The following is a 23086-nucleotide window of genomic DNA, read 5'->3' as shown; positions in this document are numbered from 1 at the left end:
TGCCGTTCACCGTGGTCTCACAGGCCGTAGCGCTCGCGCGCCTCCTTCACGGCCGTCGCCTTCACCTCACCGCGCCGCGCGAGCTGCGCCAGCGCCGCCACGACGATGGACTGCGCGTCGACGCCGAAGTGGCGGCGGGCCGCGTCCCGGGTGTCCGACAGGCCGAAGCCGTCGGCGCCCAGCGAGCTGTAGTCCTGCTCGACCCACTGCGCGATCTGGTCCGGCACCTGGCGCATGTAGTCGGAGACCGCGAGCACCGGGCCCTCGGCGCCCTGGAGCGCCTGCCGGACGTACGGCACCCGCTCCTCACCGCGCAGCAGCGCCGCGTCGGCCTCCAGCGCGTCCCGGCGCAGCTCGCCCCAGGACGTCGCGGACCACACGTCGGCGGCCACGCCCCACTCCTCGGCGAGCAGCCTCTGCGCCTGGAGCGCCCAGTGGATCGCCGTACCGGAGCCGAGGAGCTGGATCCGCGGGGCGTTCGCCACCGTGGTCAGGCCCGCCGACTCGGCGGTGTTGAAGCGGTACAGGCCCTTGACGATGCCCTCGTCGATGCCGAGCCCGGCGGGCTTGGCGGGCTGCGGCAGCGGCTCGTTGTAGACGGTCAGGTAGTAGAAGACGTTCGGGTCCTCGCCCGGCGCCGCCTCGCCGTACATCCGGCGCAGACCGTCCTTGACGATCGCCGCGACCTCGTAGGCGAAGGCCGGGTCGTACGTCAGCGCGGCCGGGTTCGTCGCCGCGATCACCGGCGAGTGGCCGTCGGCGTGCTGGAGGCCCTCGCCCGTCAGCGTCGTACGGCCCGCCGTCGCGCCGACCAGGAAGCCGCGGCCGAGCTGGTCGCCGAGCTGCCACATCTGGTCGGCCGTGCGCTGCCAGCCGAACATCGAGTAGAAGATGTAGAACGGGATCATCGCCTCGCCGTGCGTCGCGTACGACGTCGAAGCGGCGATGAAGTCGGCCATCGAACCGGCCTCGGTGATCCCCTCGTTGAGGATCTGGCCGTTCTTGGCCTCCTTGTAGTACATGAGCTGGTCGCGGTCGACCGGCTCGTACGTCTGGCCCTTGGGCGAGTAGATGCCGAGCGACGGGAAGAGGCTCTCCATGCCGAAGGTGCGCGCCTCGTCGGGGACGATCGGCACCCAGCGCCTGCCGGTCTCCTTGTCCCGGACCAGGTCCTTCACCAGGCGGACGAACGCCATGGTGGTGGCCACGTTCTGGGAGCCGGAGCCCTTGTCGAACGCGGCGAACGCCTTCTCCGCGGGCGCGGGCAGCGGGCCGACCGGGTGCACCCGGCGGGCCGGGGCCGGACCGCCGAGGGCGGCGCGGCGCTCCTGGAGGTAGCGGACCTCGGGGGAGTCGGCGCCGGGGTGGCCGTAGGGGACCACGCCGTCGACGAAGTCGCTGTCCTTGATCGGCAGGCCGAGTCGGTCGCGCATCGCCTTGAACTCGTCCACCGACAGCTTCTTCATCTGGTGGTTGGCGTTCTTCGACGCGAAGCCCTCACCGAGGGTGTGGCCCTTGACGGTCTGCGCCAGGATCACGGTCGGCGCGCCCTTGTGGGCGAGGGCGGCCCTGTAGGCGGCGTACACCTTGCGGGACTCGTGGCCGCCGCGGGAGAAGTGGAAGCACTCCAGGATCTTGTCGTCGCTCAGCAGCTTCGCCAGCTCCGCCAGCGCCGGGTCGGCGCCGAAGAAGTCCTGGCGGATGTAGGCGGCGTCCCGGGTCTGGTACGTCTGCACCTGCGCGTCGGGGACCTCGCGCAGCCGTCGGACCAGCGCGCCGGTGGTGTCGAGCTGGAACAGCTCGTCCCAGGCGGAGCCCCACAGCGTCTTGATGACGTTCCACCCGGCGCCGCGGAACTGGGCCTCCAGCTCCTGCACGATCTTGAAGTTGGCGCGGACGGGGCCGTCGAGGCGCTGGAGGTTGCAGTTGATGACGAAGGTGAGGTTGTCCAGCTCCTCACGCGCGGCCAGCGCGAGCGCCGCCGTCGACTCCGGCTCGTCCATCTCGCCGTCGCCGAGGAAGGCCCAGACGTGGGAGGCGGAGACGTCCTTGATGCCGCGGTTGGTGAGGTAGCGGTTGAACCGCGCCTGGTAGATCGCCGACAGCGGGCCGAGGCCCATGGAGACGGTGGGGAACTCCCACAGCCAGGGCAGTCGGCGCGGGTGCGGGTACGACGGCAGGCCGTTGCCGCCCGCCTCGCGGCGGAAGTTGTCCAGGTGCGCCTCGTTCAGACGGCCGTCGAGGAAGGCGCGGGCGTAGATGCCGGGGGAGGCGTGGCCCTGTATGTAGAGCTGGTCGCCGGAGCCGTCGGCTTCCTTGCCCTGGAAGAAGTGGTTGAAGCCGGTCTCGTAGAGCCAGGCCGCGGAGGCGAAGGTGGCGATGTGGCCGCCGACGCCGTACTTCGAGCCGCGGGTCACCATGGCCGCCGCGTTCCAGCGGTTCCAGGCGGTGATCCGGGCCTCCATCTCCTCGTCACCGGGCACGGCGGGCTCGGCGGCGGTGGGGATGGTGTTGACGTAGTCCGTCTCGAGGAGCTTCGGCAGCGCGACACCGGCGCCCTCGGCACGCTCCAGCGTGCGGCGCATCAGGTACGCGGCACGGTGCGGCCCGGCCGCCTTGGCGACGGCGTCCAGCGAGGCCCGCCACTCGGCGGTCTCCTCGGGGTCGCGGTCCGGGAGCTGGTCGAGCTCGCTCGGCTGGATGGCGTGGGGGTCGGTCATGTCGCCGCCTTCCTCAGTCGAAGGGGGTTCCCTCATCGGCAAGGGTTGGGGATGGCCCTAGGTCTTTGGCAGGACAGGGCTAGGGCTTGGGTGGAAGCCCGTCGTGGACTGTAACCCGCTGATCGATGATCGATCAAAGGGTTCATGAGCAAAATCTCTTGATAACGAGAAAGTCGGCACCCGGTGCCTTGCTCACGGGCACCGGGTGCCTTGTTTTCGAAGGGTTTCCGCAGGTCGGGCAGCGTTTGAGTGGAGCCCCGCTCGATTGTCGCTACCGCCCGCCGGGGTGCCGGTGCGACCAGTTCAGGAAGACCGCGCACGACAGGAGCGCCCACCCGGCCAGCACCAGGTACGGCAGGGCGTGCTGGTGGCCCGGGAAGTACACCGCCGTGTGCTGGGCGTTGACCGAGGCGCCCGGCGGCAGCCAGCGGCCGATCGTCGCCAGCGGCGAGGGCAGCAGCGCCCAGGAGACCGCGCCGCCGGACGACGGGTTGCCGAGCAGCACCATCGGGCCCCACGTCGGCAGCATCGCCCAGCGCCCGATCAGGGTGTTGAACAGGGTGAACACCATGCCGCTGGCGAACATCGTCAGCGCGAGGACCAGCCAGGACTGCGGGAACGGCAGCTCAAGGGCGCCCAGCAGCCAGTCCACCGCCGTCGTGATCGCCAGCCCGCCGAGCAGCGCGTACGCCGCCGTGAACGCGATCCGCTCCAGCGGGTTGAGCGCCCGCGCGTGCACGCTGAGCTGGATCGCCCCGACGAACCCGATGATCACCGCCGCCAGCGAGATGTAGAAGACGGCCAGTCCGCGCGGGTCGCCCTTCTGGAGCGGCTTGACGTCCCGCAGGGTGACGGCGACGCCGGTCTCCCGGCCGACCCGCGGCGCGGCCTCGGCGAGCACCTGGGCGACGGAGGCGCCCGAGGCGCTGGACAACTGGAGTTCGACGGCGCGGCCGTCGTCCCGGACGTCGAAGATGCCGAAGACCTCCTGCTCCTCCACCGCCGTCCGGGCGTCGGCCATGGTGGCGTACGTGCGCACCTTCACCGACGCGTTCAGGGCCCGCTCCATGCCGTCGAGGAAGGTCCGGCCCCGCTGCTGCTCGTAGCGGCCCGCCACCGCCATCGGGATGGAGCGCGGGGTCGGGTCGGCCATGGCGTAGGTGTAGGACCAGGCGAACAGGCCCGCCGCCGCGGAGACGATCAGCGTCAGGACCGTGGCGGGGAGGAAGGGGGACTGACTGATCCGCTCCCAGCGGCCTGGGGGCGGGGCACCGTGCGCCCCGTGCGGCGCATCCGACATTTCGGGCATGTCGGTCACATTAGGTCACCCTGGGAGCGCTTCCGGGGAGGCGGGTCCCTGGCGCTGGTGCGGGGAGGTGGACCCCGGTGCTTGTGCGGGAGGCGGGTGCTTAGCGCTCGTGGCGGGGTGCGCAGCCCAGGACGTGGGCCTTGACCAGGTCCGCGATCCGGGGGTCCCGGCGCCGGAACGCCGCCACCAGCTCCTCGTGCTCCTCCGCGTACGACTGCTGCACCGTGCCCAGCCAGCGGATCGACAGCGCCGTGAACACCTCGATGCCGAGCCCCTCCCAGGTGTGCAGCAGCACGGAGTTCCCGGCGGCGCGGACCATCTCCCGGTGGAAGGCCACCGTGTGCCGCACCTGCGCCGTGCCGTCGGCGTTCCGGTCGGCGGCGTACAGCGCGGTCACGTGCGGCTCCAGCGCCGAGCAGTCCTCGGCCAGCTTCGCCGCCGCCAGCTCCGCCGCGATCGCCTCCAGACCGGCCCGGACCGGATAGCTCTCCTCCAGGTCGGCGGCGGTCAGGTTCCGCACCCGTACGCCCTTGTTGGGCGCCGACTCGATCAGCCGCAGCGACTCCAGCTCCCGCAGCGCCTCCCGCACCGGGGTCTGGCTGACCTCCAGCTCGGTCGCGATCCGCCGCTCCACGATCCGCTCACCCGGCTGCCAGCGCCCGCTGATGATCCCCTCAAGGATGTGCTCGCGGATCTGTTCGCGCAGCGAGTGGATGACGGGCGCGGTCATGAGGGCTCCTTAGGAAGGGGCCCACAGGCCCCCGGGGGCGTTTGACGCTTAGACAATACGGCGGCCCGGCCGTACGGGAGGGGCGCGAGGGGGCGCTTTCGCGCAGGTGAGACGAGACTTACACCGGCGGGTAACGTACGGCGCCCCCGCCCGGAGTCTTCCGGACGGGGGCGCCGTACGACGCTACCGGGAGGTCACAGGCCGAGTTCGACCTCGAACTCGCCCGCCTCCAGGATCTCCTTGACCGTCCCCAGGTAGCGGGCGGCGTCGGCGCCGTCCACCAGGCGGTGGTCGTAGGAGAGGGTCAGGTAGGTCATGTCGCGGACGGCGATGACCGTACCCTCCTCCGTCTCGATGACGGCCGGACGCTTCACCGTGGCACCGAGGCCGAGGATCGCGACCTGCCCCGGCGGCACGATGATCGTGTCGAAGAGCGCGCCGCGCGAACCGGTGTTGGAGATGGTGAAGGTGCCACCCGCCAGCTCGTCCGGCGTGATCTTGTTGCCGCGGACCTTGCCCGCCAGGTCGGCCGTGGCCTTGGCGATACCGGCGATGTTCAGGTCACCGGCGTTGCGGATGACCGGGGTCATCAGGCCCTTCTCGGAGTCCACCGCGATACCGATGTGCTCGGTGTCGAAGTAGGTGATGGTCCCCTCGGCCTCGTTGATCTTGGCGTTGATGGCCGGGTGGGCCTTCAGCGCCTGCGCGGCGGCCTTGACGAAGAACGGCATCGGGGAGAGCTTGACGCCCTCGCGCGCCGCGAACGCGTCCTTGGCACGGGCGCGCAGCCGCATCAGCCGGGTCACGTCGACCTCGACGACCGTGGAGAGCTGCGCCTGCTCGTGCAGCGCCTTGACCATGTTGTCGCCGATGACCTTGCGGATCCGCGGCATCTTCACGGTCTGGCCGCGCAGCGGGGACGCCTCAAGGACCGGCGCCTTCCTGGCGGCGGCGGCAGCCGGGGCAGCGGCGGCCGGGGCCGGAGCGGCGGTGGCGGCCTTCGCGGCCTCGGCGGCGGCGAGGACGTCCTGCTTGCGGATGCGGCCGCCCACGCCGGTGCCCTTGACGGTGGACAGGTCGACGCCGTTCTCGGCGGCGAGCTTGCGCACCAGCGGGGTGACGTAGGCGCCCTCGTCGGTCGGCTGCGCGGCGGCCGGGGTGGCCGGGGCGGGAGCCGGGGTGACGGGGGCCGGGGTCGGCGCGGGCGCCGGGGCCGCGGGCTGCGCCGGGGCGGCCGGAGCCGCGGGGGCCGGAGCCGGAGCCGGAGCCGCGGGGGCCGGGGCGGGGGTCGGCGCGGGGGCGGCCGGTGCCGGGGCCTCGGCGGGCGCCGGGGCGGCGGGGGCCGGAGCGGCGGCCGGGGCCGCGCCCGGGGCGCCGATGACGGCCAGCTTGGCGCCGACCTCGGCCGTCTCGTCCTCGTTGACCACGATCTCCAGCAGCACACCGGAGGTGGGCGCCGGGATCTCGGTGTCGACCTTGTCCGTCGACACCTCAAGCAGCGGCTCGTCGGCCTCGACGCTGTCACCGACCGACTTCAGCCAGCGGGTGACGGTGCCCTCGGTGACCGACTCGCCCAGCGCGGGCAGCACCACGTCGGTGCCCTCGGCGGAACCGCCACCAGCGGCGGCCTCGGCGGTCGGGGCCGGGGCGGGGGCGGCCTGCTCGGTGGAGGGGGCGGCCGGGGCCTGCGCGGCCGGGGCCGCCGTCGGCGTCGGGGCGGGCTCGGAGGCCGGGGCCGGGGCGGCCTCGGCGGCGGGCGCCGGGGCGGCGGCGGGGGCACCGCTGCCGTCGTCGATCACGGCCAGCTCGGCGCCGACCTCGACCGTCTCGTCCTCGGCGACCTTGATGGAGGCCAGGATGCCGGCGGCGGGCGAGGGGATCTCGGTGTCGACCTTGTCGGTGGACACCTCAAGCAGCGGCTCGTCGGCCTCGACGCGCTCGCCCTCGGCCTTCAGCCAGCGGGTGACAGTGCCCTCGGTGACGCTCTCACCGAGCGCCGGAAGGGTTACGGAAACCGCCATGGTTTCGGTTGCTCCTAACGAATTGCGGAAGTCTGTGTCGTCGCGCCCGTGGACCGAAGGCTCAGTCGTGGGAGTGAAGGGGCTTGCCCGCGAGGGCCAGGTGGGCCTCGCCGAGCGCCTCGTTCTGCGTCGGGTGGGCGTGGACGAGCTGGGCGACCTCGGAGGGCAGCGCCTCCCAGTTGTAGATGAGCTGGGCCTCACCGACCTGCTCGCCCATGCGGTCGCCGACCATGTGCACGCCGACCACCGCGCCGTCCTTGACCTGGACGAGCTTGATCTCGCCCGCGGTCTTCAGGATCTTGCTCTTGCCGTTGCCCGCCAGGTTGTACTTCAGAGCGACGACCTTGTCCGCGCCGTAGATCTCCTTGGCCTTGGCCTCGGTGATGCCGACGGAGGCGACCTCGGGGTGGCAGTACGTCACCCGGGGCACGCCGTCGTAGTCGATCGGGACGGTCTTCAGACCGGCCAGACGCTCCGCCACCAGGATGCCCTCGGCGAAGCCGACGTGCGCGAGCTGGAGCGTCGGGACGAGGTCTCCGACCGCGGAGATCGTCGGGACGTTGGTCCGCATGTACTCGTCGACGAGGACGTAGCCGCGGTCCATGGCGACCCCGGCCTCCTCGTAACCCAGGCCCTGGGAGACCGGCCCGCGGCCGACCGCGACCAGCAGGACCTCGGCCTCGAACTCCTTGCCGTCGGCGAGGGTGACCTTGACGCCGTCGGCGGTGTACTCGGCCTTCTGGAAGAAGGTGCCGAGGTTGAACTTGATGCCGCGCTTGCGGAACGCGCGCTCAAGCAGCTTGGAGCTGTTCTCGTCCTCGACCGGGACGAGGTGCTTCATGCCCTCGATGATGGTGACGTCGGTGCCGAAGGACTTCCACGCCGAGGCGAACTCGACGCCGATCACGCCGCCGCCGAGGACGATCGCGGACTTCGGCACGCGGTCCAGGACGAGGGCGTGGTCGGAGGAGATGATCCGGTTGCCGTCGATCTCCAGGCCCGGCAGCGACTTCGGCACCGAACCGGTGGCGAGCAGCACGTGGCGACCCTGGATCCGCTGGCCGTTCACATCCACGGAGGTCGGGGACGACAGCCGTCCGGCGCCCTCGATGTAGGTGACCTTCCGGGAGGCGATCAGGCCCTGGAGCCCCTTGTAGAGGCCCGAGATCACCTCGTCCTTGTACTTGTGGACGGCCGGTACGTCGATGCCCTCGAACGTGGCCTTGACGCCGAACTGGGCGCTCTCGCGCGCCTGGTCGGCGATCTCACCCGCGTGGAGCAGGGCCTTGGTGGGGATGCAACCCCGGTGCAGGCAGGTACCGCCGACCTTGTCCTTCTCGATCAGGGCGACGTCCAGGCCCAGCTGGGCCCCGCGCAGGGCCGCGGCGTAACCACCGCTACCACCGCCGAGGATCACTAGGTCGAAAACGGTGCTGGCGTCGTTCGCCACGTCACGTCCTCCATGCATGTGCGCCACGCCGGTCAGCGGTGACCGGTCGGCGGCTGGTGTCCGGCCGCTCTATTGTTCTCGGCCCTTAGGTGGGGCCCTGTCCTGCCGTGCCCCATCTTCGCACTTGTCGGCTCCCCAGGAGACGCCGGGCCGGGGTGTGAGACGCCCCACGTCATATGACCGACCTCACGGCAGCGCACATCAGGGGCGCGGGGAACTGCGCGCCCAGCCACATCCGGGCCGCAGCCGCCGTACGACGGACCGGACCGGGTCACTGGGCGCTACAGCCACCGACGTGACGTCAGCCGAGATCGCCCGAGGCAGTGAGTTCGGCCAGCCGGACCAGCGTCCGCACCGCCGACCCCGTGCCGCCCTTGGGCGTGTACCCGAACGGCCCGCCCTCGTTGAACGCGGGCCCGGCGATGTCCAGGTGCGCCCAGGTGATGCCCTCGCCCACGAACTCCCGCAGGAACAGCCCGGCGACCAGCCCGCCGCCCATCCGCTCACCCATGTTGGCGATGTCGGCGGTCGGCGAGTCCATCCCCTTGCGCAGGTGCTCCGGCAGGGGCATCGGCCAGGACGCCTCCCCGACCTCCGCCGACGCGTCCACGATCGCGGCGCGGAAGGCGTCGTCGTTGGCCATCACACCGAACGTACGGCTGCCCAGCGCCAGCACCATCGCGCCGGTCAGCGTCGCCACGTCGACGATCGCGTCCGGCTTCTCCTCGGACGCCGCCCACAGCGCGTCGGCGAGGACCAGCCGCCCCTCGGCGTCGGTGTTGAGCACCTCCACCGTCTTGCCGCTGTACATCCGCAGCACGTCACCCGGCCGGGTCGCGGAACCGGACGGCATGTTCTCGGCCAGCGCCAGCCACCCGGTGACGTTCACCTCAAGGCCGAGCCGCGCCGCGGCGACCACGGCGGCGAAGACCGCCGCCGCGCCGCTCATGTCGCACTTCATGGTCTCGTTGTGGCCCGCGGGCTTCAGCGAGATGCCGCCGGAGTCGTAGGTGATGCCCTTGCCGACGAAGGCGAGGTGCTTCTTCGCCTTGGAGGAGGTGTACGACAGCTTCACCAGCCGCGGCGGGGACGCCGAGCCCGCGCCGACGCCGAGGATGCCGCCGTAGCCGCCCTTGGTGAGCGCCTTCTCGTCGAGGACCTGCACCTTGATGCCGTGCTCCTTGGCCGCGGCCTGGGCGACGGCGGCGAAGGCCTCCGGGTTGAGGTCGTTGGGCGGGGTGTTGACGAGGTCGCGGGCGCGGTTCAGCTCCTCGGCGACGGCGAGGGCGCGCTCCACGGCCGCCTTGTGCGCCTTGTCGCGGGGCTTGCCGCCGAGCACGGCGACCTCGGCGAGCGGGGCCTTGCCGTTGCCCTTCGCGGCGTCCTTGGCCTGACGGCCGTTCTCCTTGTACGCGTCGAAGGCGTACGCCCCGAGCAGCGCGCCCTCCGCGACCGCGCCGACCGCGGCGGCGTCGGCGACCGGCAGGGCGAAGGCGGCCTTCTTGGACCCGGCGAGGGCGCGGGCGGCGACACCGGCGGCCTTGCGCAGCGCCTCGGCGCCGTACTCGGCGTCCTTGCCCGGCTCGGTGCCCAGGCCCACCGCCACCACGAGCGGCGCCTTGAACCCGGGCGGTGCGGGCAGCTTCGTCACCTCGCCCTCGGCTCCCGAGGCACCGAGCGTCTCCAGGACGCCCGCGAGCCTGCCGTCGTACGCCTTGTCCACGGCCTCGGCGCCCGGTGCGACGACCGGGGCCTTGTCGCCCTTGGCGACACCGATCACGATCGCGTCGGCCCGCAGGCCGGGCGCCGCGGCGGTGCTGAGAGTGAGAGCAGTCACGGTGGTGAAATCTCGCTTCCGATGTGAAGTTGCGATGGCCGAACGGATCGGGTCGGCCGGGCCCGATCAGCCGACCCTAGACGCAGCCCTGCACGCTGACGTCACCTGGGCGGGACCCGTAGACCACGAGCCTACGCGCGGATGTCCGTGCGCTCATGCCTCCGGGCGTTCACCAGGGGGTGGCGTCGTGGCCGTCCCCTGATCCTCGCACCCCATGGCTTGAGTCACACTCGCCGGGTATCGGAGCGCGCGCCGCAACCTTCCGCGGCGTGCGGCGATCCTCCAGGGTGTACGCCGCCGCACACCCTGGAGCCCGCCCGGTGAGACGCCCGATCCTCCTCGTCACCCTGCTCGCCCTGCTGCTCGCGGGCTGCGCCGCCAGCCCCGACGGCGAGGACCCCGGCCCGCGCTGGCGGCCGGGTCCCGGCACGCCCTGGCAGTGGCAGCTCAGCGGCCGTCTCGACACCTCCGTGGACGTGCCGGTGTACGACATCGACGGCTTCGACCACGACGCCGACACCGTCGCCGCGCTGCACCGGGACGGCCGCAAGGTCATCTGCTACCTCTCCACCGGCGCCTGGGAGGACTTCCGCCCCGACGCCGACGACTTCCCCGACGCGGTGCTGGGCCGCGGCAACGGCTGGGAGGGCGAGCGCTGGCTCGACATCCGCCGTACCGACGTACTGGAGCCGCTGATGGCGGACCGCCTCGACATGTGCGCCGAGAAGGGCTTCGACGCGGTGGAGCCCGACAACATGGACGGCTACCGCAACCGCACCGGCTTCGAGCTGACCGCCGCCGACCAGCTCCGCTACAACCGCCTCATCGCCCGGCTGGCCCACGAGCGGGGCATGTCCGTCGGCCTGAAGAACGACCTCGGCCAGATCCCCGAGCTGGTGGACGACTTCGACTTCGCGGTCAACGAGCAGTGCGCCCAGTACGACGAGTGCGCGAGGCTCACCCCGTTCATCGAGGCCGACAAGGCGGTCTTCCACGTCGAGTACGAGTTGCCGACCCGCGCCTTCTGCCCCGAGGCGCGGCGGCTCGACCTCAGCTCGATGGCCAAGAAGTACGAGCTGGGGGCATGGCGGCGGGCCTGCTGAAGCCCAGGGCGCTGGTGACCGTCGTCCCGGCGATCCGGTCGGCGAGGGAGCGCCCGGTGGGGGAGAGGACCGGCACCGCGTTGAGGAAGAACAGGGCCACCGCCGCCGCCCACACCACGACTGACAGCAGGAACTGACCCTCGATCAGCAGCACGCAGGCCAGGGCGTACACCACCACGTCCGCGGCGGTGGTGACGGCGGCCCGCAGCGCCACCCGCCCCTTGCCCGCCGCCTGCACCTTCAGACCGGTGAGCGCCTTGCCGAGGGTGCGGCCGAGCAGCGCCAGACAGGCCCACTGGTAGAGGAACGTGACCGCGGCGAGCGCGAGGAACGCCTGCTCGACGTAGAGCACCGTCTTGTTCCACAGCGACAGTCCGAGCCCCTGCGAGGCGTCGATGACGTCACCGCGCGAGGTCACCAGCTCCCAGCCGCTGCTGGTGGCCAGCTCGGGCACGTCGGCGACGAGCGTGGATACGCGGTTGAAGGTCAGCATGGCCAGCAGGACGGCCGCGGTGACCACCAGGGCGAAGTCGATGAACCAGGCGACGGCGCGACGTGACTTGGGCATGAGGTCCCCCGAGGACGACGGTGACGATGACGTGCGGCGGGTGACCTGACCCGCCGTCACCCCGGTGACAAGGACAGCACAACGAGCGAGACGGTTGCGGTGGTTTCCGCCAGTCCGCCGAACACGTCGCCCGTGACCCCGCCGAAGCGGCGCGTGCAGTGCCGCAGCAGCGCCTCGGCGACGGCGAGCGCGGCACCGAGCGCGACGGCGGTGCGGACGGCCGCGCCCGGCCCGAACGCCACGCCCCCCACGGCCACCGCCCCGGCGGCGACGACGAGGGCCGCCGCGACCGCCCCCCGCACCGGCACCACCTCGGCGACCGCCGCGCCCAGCCCCTCCGGTCGGGCCGCCGGTACGCCCGCCCGCGCGGCCAGCGTCAGCGCCAGCCGGGCGGCGACCGCGGACACGGTCACGGTGAAGGCGCCGCGTGCCCAGGACCCGTCGTACACCTGGGCGAGCGCGGCGATCTGACCGGCGAGCACGAGGACCAGCGTGAGCACCCCGAACGGGCCGATGTCCGACTGCTTCATGATCCGCAGGGCGTCCTCGGCGGGCTTGCCGCTGCCCAGCCCGTCCGCGGTGTCGGCGAGCCCGTCGAGGTGCAGCCCGCGCGTGAGCACGGCGGGTACGGCGACGGCGGCGACGGCGGCGAGCGGGGCGCTGGCGCCGAGCGCGAGCAGCAGCAGCCCGCCGGTGGCGGCGGCGGCGCCCACCGTCAGGCCGACGACGGGCGCGACGAGCATTCCGCCGCGGGCCGCGTCCCGGTCCCAGCGGGTCACCCTGACGGGCAGCACGGTGAGGGTGCCGAAGGCGAACCGGAGGGCGTGCGGGGCGTGAGTCGTGAACACGCCCGAAGAGTACGCGAGCGGCCGTCCGCGCCCGACGGGCGGGCAAACTGCGCATATGGGCCCATGGTTGCACCGGAACATCGTCGAGCCCGGGAAGCTGCCGCTGCTGCTGGCGCTGACGGCGTTCGTCCTCACCTTCGTCGTCACCCGGCTGATCACCCGTCTCATCCGGGCCGGGAAGGGGCCGTTCGGCAACGTCAGCACGGAGAGCGGGCTGCACATCCACCATGTGGTGCCCGGGGTGGTGCTCACCGTGGTCGGCGGGTTCGGGGCGGTGTCGGCGGACCGGCAGGGGGCGGGCGGGGCGGTGGCGGCGGTGGTCTTCGGGATCGGGGCGGGGCTGGTCCTGGACGAGTTCGCGCTGATCCTGCACCTGGACGACGTGTACTGGAGCGAGGCGGGGCGGCAGAGCGTGGAGGTGGTCGTCCTCACGGTGGCCCTGGTGGGCCTGGTCCTCGCCGGGTTCTCCCCGTTCGGCGTGGACGGCCTCAGCGAGGACGAGCTGGACAACCGCGGCTCGGTGATCTCCACGATCGCCGTGAACTTCCTCTTCTCCCTGGTCGCCCTCGTCAAGGGGAAGCTGCGGGTCGCCGTCTTCGGCGTGATCATCCCCGTCGTCGCCCTGGTCGGCGCGGTACGGCTGGCCCGCCCCGGCTCCTACTGGGCCCAGCGCTTCTACACCCACCGCCCCCGCGCCAGCGCCCGCGCCGCCCGCCGCGCGGCCCGCCACGACCGCCGCTGGTCGGGCCCCCGCCGCACCTTCCAGAACTGGATCGGCGGCACCCCGGACGAGGAACGGCGGCCGGACGGCGACGGGGGGTGAAGTCCGAGAGCGGCACGCGGGCCGGGTGCCGCCCCGGTCGCCCGGCTACGCGGCGCCGTCGGTCGCGGTGGCGTCCCCGCCCGCGGGCTCGGTGGGCTCGGTGGGCTCCGCGGGCTCGGTGGGCTTCTCCTCCGGCTGCTCGGGCAGTTCCGCCGCGAGGGCGGCGGCGGACTGGATGAGGGGGAGGGCCAGCAGGCCGCCCGTGCCCTCGCCCACCCGCACGGAGTGGTCGAGCAGGGGCTCCAGGGCCATCCGGTCCAGGGCCTTGGCCTGGCCCGGCTCCCCGCTGTCGTGGGCGGCCAGCCACCAGTCCGGGGCCCGGAACGCGACCCGCTGCGCCACCAGCGCGCAGGACGCGGCCACCACGCCGTCCAGGACCACCGGCAGCTTCCGTACCGCGCTCTGCAACAGGAAGCCCGTCATCGCGGCGAAGTCGGCCCCGCCCACCGCGCCGAGCAGCGCCAGTTGGTCACCGAGCACCGGCCGCGCCCGCCGCAGCGCGTCCCGGATCGCCGCGCACTTGCGCATCCACGCCAGGTCGTCGATGGCGAGCCCGCCCCGCCCGGTGACCACGGACGCGTCGGTGCCGCACAGCGCGGCCACCAGCACGCCCGCCACCGTGGTGCCGCCCACGCTCACATCGCCGAGCACCACCAGGTCCGTACCGGAGTCGGCCTCCTCGTCCGCGACCGCCACCCCGGCCGCGAACGCCGCCGCGGCCTCCTCGGCGGTCAGCGCGTCCTCGATGTCGATCCGGCCGCTGCCGCGCCGCACCCGGTGCCGTACGACGTCCTCGGGCAGCGTGTCCGGGTCGCAGTCCAGGGCCATGTCGACCACCCGCACCGGCACCCCGAGCCGCCGCGCGAGCACCGACACCGGCCGCCCGCCGTCCAGGATCTCCCGCACCAGGGCGCTCGCGCCGCCCGCGGGCCGCGCCGACACCCCCAGCTCCGCCACCCCGTGGTCGGCGGCGAAGAGCACCACCCGCGGCTGTTCGATCGCCCGCACCGGCACGGCACCCTGCGCCGCGGCCAGCCACTCGCCCAGCTCGTCCAGGCGGCCGAGCGAACCGGGGGGCACGATCTGACGGCCCCGGCGCGCCTCGGCGGCGCGGCGCACCGCGGCGTCGGGGCGCTCGATCAGATCGGTGAAGTCGTCGAGATTCAGCGAACTCATTCGCCGAACAGTACCGGCCCCGGTCGAACAGGGCGGCGCCACCTGGCCAGCTCCACCCGTCGGCGTCGTTGCACCCAAGATCGCGATCCCATAAGTTCCGGTTTGACAGCAATTGATGACAATCGAGCTGTATGTCCTCGCGCCGCCGGGAGCCGCCATGCCCGCACCCCTCACCCGACTCGCGACCGACCGCCGCCGCAGCGCCTACCTCGCCCGGTTCGCCCTGGACACCGGCCGCTTCTTCGAGCCCCGCCGCACCGACTGCCCCTGGTGCGCCTCCCCCCGCCTGCACACCCGCCCCCCGTCCCGCGCCGGGCTCACCAGCGACGAGTGCCGCGACTGCGGCCACCTCTTCCAGAACCCCCGCCTCACCCCCGAGGGCCTGGCGTTCTACGGACACCACCCGGCCGCCCCACACCCCGCCACCGCCCGCCACCACCACCGCTCGGCGGCCCGCGCCCTGCTGCCCTTCGGCGAGCCGGAGAGCTGGCTGGACGTCGGCACCGGCGACGCCCGCTTCCCGGCGGCGGCCCGCGAGTTCTTCCCGTACACGGCCTTCGACGGCACCGACCCCACCCCCCGCGTCCTTCAGGCCCGCGCCGCCGAACGCGTCGAGGAGGCGTACGTCGGCGCCCTCGCCACCCCCGCCCTCACCGCCCACCTGCGCGCCCGCTACGACGTCGTCAGCGTCCTGCGCCACCTGGAGCACACCGCCGACCCGCGCGCCGAACTGCGGGCCGCCCTCACCGTGCTGCGCCCCGGCGGCCACCTGCTCCTCGAACTGGCCGACCCGGCCGCCCCCTTCCGCACCGGCCCCCCGCCCCCGCACCTGCTCCCGGCCCCCAACCTCCGCGCGGAACTGCGGGCCCAGGGCTGCGAGGTGCTCACCGCCGCCCGCCGCCCCCGCGCCCCCTTCCCGGCCAGCTACCGCGTCCTGGCCCGCAGGCCCCTCGTCCTCACCCGCGCAGCACGACGGCCTGTCCCGCCACCACCAGCACCACCTGCTCACACTCCTGCCCGAACCCCGCGTTCAACCGGCCCAGTTCGTCCCGGTACCGGCGACCCGACGCCGTAGCGGGCACGATCCCCGACCCCACCTCGTTCGACACGGCGACCACGATCCGCCGGGCGCCCCGCACCGCCTCCGTCAGCTCCCGCACCCGCTGCCGCAGCGCCCGCTCCCCGCCGTCGGCCCACTCGGCGTCGTCCCACGCCCCGACGGCGTCCATCGCGTCCGTGAGCCACAGCGACAGGCAGTCCACCAGCAGCGGCGGCCCGTCGTCCTTCAGCAGCGGCACCAGGTCGCAGGTCTCCACCGTCCGCCAGGACCCCGGCCGCCGCTCCCGGTGCGCCGCGACCCGCGCCGCCCACTCGCCGTCCCCGCCGCGGGTGCCGCCGGTGGCGACGTACACGACGTCGGGGAAGGCCGCCAGCCGCCGCTCCGCCTCCACCGACTTGCCCGACCGCGCCCCGCCCAGCACCAGCGTCCGCCGCGGCACGTCCGGTACGTCCTCGTAGACGCCCACCGTCAGCGTCGTACCGTCCGGCACGGCCCGCGCGCCCGCCGCCGCGAGCCGCCGCCGCAGCTCCGCGCCCGGCGGCACGTCGTGGTCCAGATGGACGGCGACCACGTCCGTCGTCGGCCCCACCGCGCCCACCGCCCGCAGCCGCGCCAGCGCGTCCGGCCGCCCGACGACGTCGGCGAGCACCATGTCGTACGGCTCACCCGCCCCCGCGCCCTCCTCAAGCCCCGCGGGCGCGCCCCCCGGCGGCAGGTACAGCAGCCGCTGCCCGTCCGGGCCCGTCACGGCGTACCCCGTGCCCGGGGCGTCCATCGCCACCGCCCGCACCCGGTGCCCCGTCAGCAGCGCCAGCTCCCGCCCGTCCGGCACCCGGCCCGGCTGCGGCACCCCGGCCGGGACCTCCACCGCCGGTCCGTCGTGCGGGTGCGACAGCAGCACCTGCCGTACGCCGCCCAGGGACCGCCCCGCACGCGCCGCCGCGAACGCCGCGCCGGGGGTCAGGTCGAACAGCAGCGCCCCGTCGACGAGCACCGCGGTGGCCGCCCGCGCGTCGGGCCCCAACGCGGTCGCGCACGCCGCACAGGGGCAGTCGGGACGGGGCAGGCCCTCAGGGGCACCGGTGCCGAGCAGTGTCAGTTCCACGCCGACGATTTTCCCGCGCCGGTGTACCTCTTGCGCGTCCGGCTAGGCTCTCGGCAGGAGATCGAAGGAAGATCACGTACCCAGGGAGGCGTACATGGCGGCATGGACGTGGCGGTTCGAGAAGGCCGACGGGACCGAGGTCGAGCCCGCGGTGCGGCCCGAGGAGTTCACCACGCAGGGCGACGCCGAGTCCTGGATCGGTGAGAACTGGAAGGACCTGCTCGCCGGGGGCGCCGACCAGGTGCGGCTGTTCGAGGACCGCACCGAGATCTACGGCCCCATGAGCCTGCACGCCGACGAGTCCTGAGCTACTAGCCCGCACGCCGACGCGTCCTGAGCTACTGCTCGCCCAGCGTCACGTCCGCGGTCCGCTCGTCGCCGTCCCGGGTGAACGTCACCTTCACCTTGTCGCCCGGCTTGCGCTCCGCCAGCGCCTCCGCCAGGGAGGTGATGGTGGTGACGTCGGTGTCCCCGAGCCGGGTGATGACGTCACCGGACTCGATGCCCGCCTCGTCGGCCGCCCCGCCGCCGGTGACCTCGACGACGGCCACCCCGGCGGGCCGGAACCGGTCGTTCACGATCGTCCGCCCGGTGATGCCCAGCGCGGCCCGGCCCGAGTCGGTGACCTTGCCGTCCTTGATGATCTGGTCGGCGACCGTCTTCACCATCGAGGCCGGGATCGCGAACCCGATGCCGGGCGCCTGGCTGTCGGAGCCGCCGGTGCCGGTCGCGGCGAGCGTCGGGATGCCGATCACCTTGCTGTCGAGGTCCACCAGCGCGCCCCCGCTGTTGCCCGGGTTGATCGCGGCCGACGTCTGCACCATGTTCGCCAGCGTCGCGCCCGTACCGCCGCCGTCCCCGCGGCCCTCGCTGACGGTCCGCCCGGTCGCCGAGACGATGCCCTGCGTCACGCTCGACGACAGGCCCAGCGGTGAGCCCATGGCGAGCACGATCTGCCCCACGTCCACCTTGGACGAGTCCCCGAACCGGGCCGCCTTCAGGCCGTCCGGCGTGCGGTCCAGCTTGATCACGGCGAGGTCCTGCTCGGGGTAGGAGTAGACGAGCTTCGCGCCCAGTGGCTGCTCGCTGCCCGCCGTCGTCACCCGGAACGTCCGCTCCGCGCCCACGACGTGCGCGTTGGTGACGACGTGCCCCTCGTCGTCGTACACGATCCCCGACCCGAGTTCGTCCCCGGACTGGATCTGCACCACCGACGGCAGGACGTCGCCGATCACCTTCTGGTAGTCGTCCTGGAGGTCACTCGCGGCGCGCGGCGCGGCGGCCTGCGCGGTGCTGCCCGCCGGGCGCTCCTGCCGCTCCTTCGCGGCGGAGGCGGCGGTGGGCCCGGAGCAACCGGTGGTCAGCGCGAGGGAGCACACGAGGGCGGCGGTCGGCCCGCCCAGTCGTACGACGACGGCACGGAAACGGGAAGCGTCCATGCCCCGAGTCTGGATTCGCGGCGGCGGCCGTGCCCGCCCGGCTCACCCGAACGTGCGGGCACGAACGTGCGGGCCGAAGCCTCAGCCGCGCACCCCGCACAGGTGCAGCAGTGCCGCCACCCCGCGGTACGGCTCCGTGCGGCCCGCGCGTTCCTCGGCGGCCAGCAGGGACTCCAGCGTCTCGGGGTCGGGGAGTTCCGCGTCGTCCGGGGCGGTGTCCGTGAAGACCCGGACGCCGTACCAGGCGTACAGCGGCGCCCCGATCCCCGCGAGCGTCGCGGTCAGGGTCGCCAGCCGGTCCGCGCGGACGTCGAGGCCGAGCCGGTTGCGGTACGCGGTCGTGCCGAACGCCGCCAGCGCGCCCGCCCAGTCCCCGGAGAGCCCCGGCCGCATCGCCAGCGCGTCGCCGTTGCGCACCAGCAGCGACAGCAGCCCGCCCGGCGCGAGCACCCGCGCCAGCCCCGCGAGCAGCGGGTCGGGTTCCTCCACGTACATGAGGACGCCATGACAGAGCACGACGTCGAAGCTGCCCGGGACGAAGTGCACACCGGTGTCCCGGCCGTCCCCCTCGATGATCCGCACCCGCTCCCGGATGCCCTCCGGTTCCCCGGCCAGCGCGGCCCGCGCGGCCGAGATCATCGTCGTGTCCCGCTCCAGACCGGTCACCTGGTGCCCGGCCCTGGCCAGCCGCAGCGCCTGCGTGCCCTGGCCCATCCCGACGTCGAGCACCCGCAGCCGCTGCCCGACCGGGAACCGCCCGGATATCTGCTCCTCGAGCTGCCGGGCCACCAGCTCCTGGCGTACGGCGTCCCGCAGGCCGTTCAGCCCGCTCAGCCAGCGTCGCGCCGCGCCCCCGGAGAACGGCGTCGTGCTCAGGGCCGCTCCCCGCGCTTGACCTGAGGCTTGGGCAGCCGGAGACGGCGCATCTGGAGGGAGCGCATCAGGGCGTAGGCGACCACGCCGCGCTTGCGCTCGTCCGGGAAGCGTTCGTTGAGGCGCTTCTTCAGCCGGAAGCCGCTGATCACCGAGTCCAGCACGATCAGCACGATCACGAACAGCCACAGCAGCAGCGCGGTGTTCTGCAGCGCCGGGACCCGCACCAGGCTCAGCACGAGGATGACCACGGCCATCGGCAGGAAGAACTCGGCGATGTTGAACCGCGAGTCGATGAAGTCACGGGCGAACCGGCGCACCGGGCCCTTGTCCCGCGCCGGGAGGTAGCGCTCGTCCCCGCTGGCCAGCGCCTGGCGCTGGCGGTCCAGCGCGGCACGGCGCTCCTGGCGCGACCGCTTGGCGGCCTCCTTGCGCGTGGTGGGCGTGTTGGCCACGCTGCGGCGCTGGGCCTGGGCCTCACTCCGCTTGGGCGTGGGCCTGCCCTTGGGGGCCTGCGGGTCACGGGTCTGCTTGGAGTCGGTCACCAGCGTCTTGTCGACGCCCGGGGCCTTCTCTTCCTTGGCACGGCTACGGAACACAAAACCCAAGGGTACGGGGTCGGCGGGTGTGGACCCCAGCCCCGCGGGGAACGATCCGGCAACACCAGTCGTCTGTAGGGGGACAGAGGGGACGACGCGGACGGTTCGCCCGGCAGGGACCCGGAGGCGCCCGGCACCACCGGGTGTCACCTACTCCTTACGCCGGAGCGGGCCGGAGGCCAGTCGTCCTTGGGGATGACCGCATCCGTCCCCGAACAGTGCGTCAATGGATGCAGGGCCCGTACTGTGGGTTCTGTCGCAGACCTGTGAGCTGGAGTCCGTCAGAAGGGGGCGCGCGAAGCCCATGAGCGGTGTCATGAAGCGTATGGGGATGATCTTCCGCGCGAAGGCGAACAAGGCCCTTGACCGGGCCGAGGACCCGCGCGAAACCCTCGATTACTCGTACCAGAAGCAGCTCGAACTGCTCCAGAAGGTCCGCCGTGGCGTCGCGGACGTGGCCACCTCCCGCAAGCGCCTGGAACTCCAGCTCAACCAGCTCCAGCAGCAGTCCTCCAAGCTGGAGGACCAGGGCCGCAAGGCGCTGGCGCTGGGCCGCGAGGACCTCGCGCGCGAGGCGCTGTCCCGGCGGGCCGCGCTCCAGCAGCAGGTGACGGACCTGGAGACGCAGCACTCCACGCTCCAGGGCGAGGAGGAGAAGCTCACCCTGGCGGCGCAGCGGCTCCAGGCCAAGGTCGACGCCTTCCGCACGAAGAAGGAGACCATCAAGGCCACCTACACCGCGGCGCAGGCGCAGACCCGCATCGGGGAGGCGTTCTCCGGCATCTCCGAGGAGATGGGCGACGTCGGGCTGGCCATCCAGCGCGCCGAGGACAAGACCGCGCAGCTCCAGGCGCGGGCCGGGGCGCTCGACGAACTCCTCGCCTCCGGCGCCCTCGACGACCCCTCCGGCATGGCCAAGGACGACATCCAGGCCGAGCTGGACCGGCTCTCCGGTGGTACGGATGTAGAGCTGGAGCTGCAGCGCATGAAGGCCGAGCTGGCCGGGGGCGGCACCGGTGGGCAGCAGGCCATCGAGGGCGGCACAGGTCAGTCGCAGTCCCAGGCGCAGTCGCAGCCCCAGCAGCAGCCGCAGGACACCCCGCGCTTCGACAAGCAGTAGCCTCACGCCGAGGAGGGCGTCGTGATCGTAAGGATCATGGGGGAGGGGCAGGTGGAGCTGGCCGACAGCCACTTCACCGAGCTGAACAAGCTCGACGACGAGCTGCTCGCGGAAATGCAGAGCGGTGACGAGGAGGGCTTCCGGCGCACTTTGGGCGCCCTCCTGGAGGCGGTGCGCCGCATGGGCACCCCGCTGCCCGACGACTCCCTCGAACCCTCGGAGCTGATCCTGCCGTCCCCCGACGCGTCCCTGGAGGACGTCCGGGAGATGCTCAGCGACGACGGGCTGATCCCGGAGGTGTGAGGCGCCGCTCACCGCCCGGTGCCAAGGCGCGCGGGGACGCCGTACCGTAAGTCGGCGTGAGCACCCTCGCCCGTACCCGGCTCTGGCTGAAGGCCCACCCGCTGGCGCTGGACGCCGCACTGGCGGCGGGCGTGCTGGTCTGCATGGTCGCCGGGTCCTTCGTCGACCCGCGCGGGGAGGACGGCGTCACCTGGGGCCTGCGCACCCCCGACCCCGCCAGCCTGGTGCTCATGGCGTTCGGCGCCGCCGCGCTGGTGCTCAGACGCCGCGCCCCGAAGACCGTCCTCGCCTGTACCGGCACCGTCGCGCTGATCGAGTCCGTCATCGGGGACCCCCGCGCCCCCGTCGCGATGTCCGCCGTCATCGCCCTCTACACCGTCGCCGCCAGCACCGACCGCCCCACCACCTGGCGCATCGGGTTGCTCACCATGACCGTGCTGACCGGCTGCGCCATGCTCGCCGGTCCGCTGCCCTGGTACGCGCAGGAGAACCTGGCGATCTTCGCCTGGACCGGGATGGCCGCCGCGGGCGGTGACGCCGTGCGCAGCCGCCGGGACTTCGTGCAGGCCATCCGGGAGCGCGCCGAGAAGGCCGAGCGCACCCGGGAGGAGGAGGCCCGCCGCCGGGTCGCCGAGGAGCGGCTGCGCATCGCCCGCGACCTGCACGACGTGGTCGCCCACCACATCGCCCTGGTCAACGTGCAGGCCGGGGTCGCCGCGCACGTCATGGACAAGCGGCCCGACCAGGCCAGGGAGGCCCTCGCGCACGTCCGCGAGGCCAGCCGCTCCGCGCTGAACGAACTGCGGGCCACCGTCGGCCTGCTGCGCCAGTCCGGCGACCCCGAGGCGCCCACCGAGCCCGCGCCCGGCCTCGCCCGCCTCGACGAACTCGCGGGCACGTTCCGCAGCGCCGGGCTCCGGGTGGAGGTCGCCCGCGCCGACCACGGCACCGCCCTGCCCGCCGCCGTCGACCTCGCCGCCTACCGGGTCATCCAGGAGGCCCTGACCAATGTGCAGAAGCACGCGGGCCCGCGGGCCAAGGCCGAGGTGAGCGTCGTCCGGGTCGGCCCGAACATCGAGATCACCGTCCTCGACGACGGCACCGGCGAGGCCGACCGCCCCGCCACCGGCGGCGGCCACGGCCTGCTCGGGATGCGGGAGCGGGTCGGCGCGCTGCGCGGCACCCTCACCACCGGCACCCGCTACGGCGGCGGCTTCCGCGTCCATGCGATCCTGCCCGTCACAGCCCACGACCGCCTCGCCTCCGAGAAGGGTCCCGCATGACGATCCGTGTCCTGCTCGCCGACGACCAGGCCCTGCTGCGCAGCGCCTTCCGGGTGCTGGTCGACTCCGAGCCCGACATGGAGGTGGTCGGCGAGGCGTCCGACGGCGCGGAGGCGGTGCGGCTGGCGAAGGAGCGGCGCGCGGACGTCGTCCTGATGGACATCCGGATGCCCGGCACCGACGGGCTCGCCGCCACCCGCATGATCAGCGCCGACCCGTCCCTCGCCCAGGTCCGGGTGGTCATCCTGACCACCTTCGAGGTCGACGACTACGTGGTGCGGGCGCTGCGCGCGGGCGCCTCCGGGTTCCTCGGCAAGGGCTCCGAGCCGGAGGAGCTGCTCAGCGCGATCCGGGTCGCCGCGGGCGGGGAGGCGCTGCTGTCCCCGGCGGCGACGAAGGGCCTGATCGCCCGCTTCCTCGCGCAGGGCGACGGCGCCGACGACGGCCGGGACCCGGCCAGCTCCGAGCGGCTCGGGGCGCTGACCGTGCGGGAGCGGGAGGTGCTGGTGCAGGTCGCGGGCGGGCACTCCAACGACGAGATCGCCGAGCGCCTCGAAGTCAGCCCGCTCACCGTGAAGACCCACGTCAACCGGGCCATGGCCAAGCTGGGCGCCCGCGACCGGGCGCAGCTCGTGGTCATCGCGTACGAGTCGGGGCTGGTACGTCCGAGGGTGGACTGACCCGCGCAAGGCGTACTGCGGACGCGGTATACGCCGTAT

The 23086-nt window shown here is 73.2% G+C and carries 21 protein-coding genes; 8 read left to right on the top strand and 13 right to left on the bottom strand.

Annotated features, from left to right (window positions below; translation table 11 throughout):
- Window positions 1–17: 17 nt before the first annotated feature.
- The 6 genes from aceE to ACFQZ6_RS09580 all read right to left on the bottom strand — a co-directional run bounded on the left by aceE (window position 18) and on the right by ACFQZ6_RS09580 (window position 10067).
- Window positions 18–2720 carry a pyruvate dehydrogenase (acetyl-transferring), homodimeric type gene (gene aceE, locus ACFQZ6_RS09605; RefSeq protein WP_381606655.1) on the bottom strand — a complete coding sequence of 901 codons (2703 nt, stop codon included), beginning with the start codon at window positions 2718–2720 and terminating at the stop codon, window positions 18–20.
- Between the two features lie 271 nt (window positions 2721–2991).
- Window positions 2992–4029, bottom strand: coding sequence for an ABC transporter permease (locus ACFQZ6_RS09600; RefSeq protein ID WP_381606653.1), 1038 nt, complete (start codon window positions 4027–4029; stop codon window positions 2992–2994).
- A 100-nt stretch (window positions 4030–4129) separates the two neighbouring features.
- Complete coding sequence (locus tag ACFQZ6_RS09595) at window positions 4130–4759, bottom strand: GntR family transcriptional regulator (protein ID WP_381606651.1); 630 nt, start codon at window positions 4757–4759, stop codon at window positions 4130–4132.
- 194 nt (window positions 4760–4953) lie between these two features.
- Window positions 4954–6780: a 2-oxoglutarate dehydrogenase, E2 component, dihydrolipoamide succinyltransferase gene (gene sucB / locus ACFQZ6_RS09590; protein WP_381606649.1), complete on the bottom strand. Its 1827-nt coding sequence runs from the start codon at window positions 6778–6780 to the stop codon at window positions 4954–4956.
- 61 nt (window positions 6781–6841) lie between these two features.
- A complete protein-coding gene (gene lpdA / locus ACFQZ6_RS09585; protein WP_381606647.1) occupies window positions 6842–8230 on the bottom strand; it encodes a dihydrolipoyl dehydrogenase in 1389 nt (462 codons plus the stop codon).
- Window positions 8231–8531: 301 nt separating this feature from the next.
- Window positions 8532–10067, bottom strand: coding sequence for a leucyl aminopeptidase (locus tag ACFQZ6_RS09580; RefSeq protein ID WP_381606644.1), 1536 nt, complete (start codon window positions 10065–10067; stop codon window positions 8532–8534).
- Between the two features lie 320 nt (window positions 10068–10387).
- Here ACFQZ6_RS09580 and ACFQZ6_RS09575 point away from each other — a divergent pair, with 320 nt between their 5' ends.
- Window positions 10388–11170 (top strand): endo alpha-1,4 polygalactosaminidase, encoded by a 783-nt coding sequence (locus ACFQZ6_RS09575; RefSeq protein WP_381606642.1) that lies wholly within the window; start codon window positions 10388–10390, stop codon window positions 11168–11170.
- Here ACFQZ6_RS09575 and ACFQZ6_RS09570 read toward each other — a convergent pair.
- Together ACFQZ6_RS09570 and ACFQZ6_RS09565 are read right to left on the bottom strand one after the other, a co-directional pair.
- A complete protein-coding gene (locus tag ACFQZ6_RS09570) occupies window positions 11118–11738 on the bottom strand; it encodes an RDD family protein (protein ID WP_381606640.1) in 621 nt (206 codons plus the stop codon). The genes ACFQZ6_RS09575 and ACFQZ6_RS09570 overlap by 53 nt on opposite strands.
- A 56-nt stretch (window positions 11739–11794) precedes the next feature.
- Window positions 11795–12586 carry an adenosylcobinamide-GDP ribazoletransferase gene (locus tag ACFQZ6_RS09565; protein ID WP_381606638.1) on the bottom strand — a complete coding sequence of 264 codons (792 nt, stop codon included), beginning with the start codon at window positions 12584–12586 and terminating at the stop codon, window positions 11795–11797.
- A gap of 55 nt (window positions 12587–12641) precedes the next feature.
- On the opposite strand from ACFQZ6_RS09565, the gene ACFQZ6_RS09560 reads away from it, so the two are divergent.
- Window positions 12642–13409: a hypothetical protein gene (locus tag ACFQZ6_RS09560; protein ID WP_381606636.1), complete on the top strand. Its 768-nt coding sequence runs from the start codon at window positions 12642–12644 to the stop codon at window positions 13407–13409.
- A gap of 45 nt (window positions 13410–13454) precedes the next feature.
- On the opposite strand, the gene cobT is transcribed toward ACFQZ6_RS09560, so the two are convergent.
- Window positions 13455–14585, bottom strand: coding sequence for a nicotinate-nucleotide--dimethylbenzimidazole phosphoribosyltransferase (cobT, locus tag ACFQZ6_RS09555; RefSeq protein ID WP_381606634.1), 1131 nt, complete (start codon window positions 14583–14585; stop codon window positions 13455–13457).
- Window positions 14586–14742: 157 nt separating this feature from the next.
- On the opposite strand from cobT, the gene ACFQZ6_RS09550 reads away from it, so the two are divergent.
- Window positions 14743–15660 (top strand): class I SAM-dependent methyltransferase, encoded by a 918-nt coding sequence (locus ACFQZ6_RS09550; RefSeq protein ID WP_381606632.1) that lies wholly within the window; start codon window positions 14743–14745, stop codon window positions 15658–15660.
- Here the strand turns inward: ACFQZ6_RS09550 and ACFQZ6_RS09545 are convergent.
- Window positions 15542–16750, bottom strand: coding sequence for a bifunctional adenosylcobinamide kinase/adenosylcobinamide-phosphate guanylyltransferase (locus tag ACFQZ6_RS09545; protein WP_381606630.1), 1209 nt, complete (start codon window positions 16748–16750; stop codon window positions 15542–15544). The two genes, ACFQZ6_RS09550 and ACFQZ6_RS09545, sit on opposite strands and share 119 nt — an antisense overlap.
- Before the next feature lie 94 nt (window positions 16751–16844).
- On the opposite strand from ACFQZ6_RS09545, the gene ACFQZ6_RS09540 reads away from it, so the two are divergent.
- A complete protein-coding gene (locus ACFQZ6_RS09540) occupies window positions 16845–17057 on the top strand; it encodes a hypothetical protein (protein ID WP_381606628.1) in 213 nt (70 codons plus the stop codon).
- 31 nt (window positions 17058–17088) lie between these two features.
- On the opposite strand, the gene ACFQZ6_RS09535 is transcribed toward ACFQZ6_RS09540, so the two are convergent.
- From ACFQZ6_RS09535 to ACFQZ6_RS09525, 3 genes are all read right to left on the bottom strand, one after another.
- The gene (locus ACFQZ6_RS09535) at window positions 17089–18189 is read right to left on the bottom strand and encodes a S1C family serine protease (RefSeq protein WP_381606626.1); all 1101 of its coding nucleotides are present in this window, start codon (window positions 18187–18189) and stop codon (window positions 17089–17091) included.
- 81 nt (window positions 18190–18270) lie between these two features.
- Window positions 18271–18978 carry a class I SAM-dependent methyltransferase gene (locus tag ACFQZ6_RS09530; RefSeq protein ID WP_381606624.1) on the bottom strand — a complete coding sequence of 236 codons (708 nt, stop codon included), beginning with the start codon at window positions 18976–18978 and terminating at the stop codon, window positions 18271–18273.
- Between the two features lie 83 nt (window positions 18979–19061).
- A complete protein-coding gene (locus ACFQZ6_RS09525) occupies window positions 19062–19700 on the bottom strand; it encodes a DUF3043 domain-containing protein (protein WP_381618175.1) in 639 nt (212 codons plus the stop codon).
- Window positions 19701–19965: 265 nt separating this feature from the next.
- Here ACFQZ6_RS09525 and ACFQZ6_RS09520 point away from each other — a divergent pair, with 265 nt between their 5' ends.
- From ACFQZ6_RS09520 to ACFQZ6_RS09505, 4 genes are read left to right on the top strand one after another with little or no spacing between them, the layout of a single operon-like run.
- Window positions 19966–20781, top strand: coding sequence for a PspA/IM30 family protein (locus ACFQZ6_RS09520; protein ID WP_381606622.1), 816 nt, complete (start codon window positions 19966–19968; stop codon window positions 20779–20781).
- Window positions 20782–20802: 21 nt separating this feature from the next.
- A complete protein-coding gene (gene pspAA, locus ACFQZ6_RS09515; RefSeq protein WP_381606620.1) occupies window positions 20803–21084 on the top strand; it encodes a PspA-associated protein PspAA in 282 nt (93 codons plus the stop codon).
- Window positions 21085–21140: 56 nt separating this feature from the next.
- On the top strand, window positions 21141–22367 hold the full coding sequence (locus ACFQZ6_RS09510; protein WP_381606618.1) for a sensor histidine kinase: 1227 nt from the start codon (window positions 21141–21143) through the stop codon (window positions 22365–22367).
- On the top strand, window positions 22364–23047 hold the full coding sequence (locus ACFQZ6_RS09505) for a response regulator (RefSeq protein ID WP_381606616.1): 684 nt from the start codon (window positions 22364–22366) through the stop codon (window positions 23045–23047). Before ACFQZ6_RS09510 ends, ACFQZ6_RS09505 begins: the two co-directional genes overlap by 4 nt.
- The last annotated feature ends 39 nt before the right edge of the window (window positions 23048–23086 follow it).

The organism is Streptomyces flavalbus (assembly GCF_042674625.1).
GTDB lineage: Bacteria > Actinomycetota > Actinomycetes > Streptomycetales > Streptomycetaceae > Streptomyces > Streptomyces flavalbus.
The sequence above is the reverse complement of the archived record's forward strand: the minus strand, read 5'-3'. Positions and strand labels throughout refer to the sequence as shown.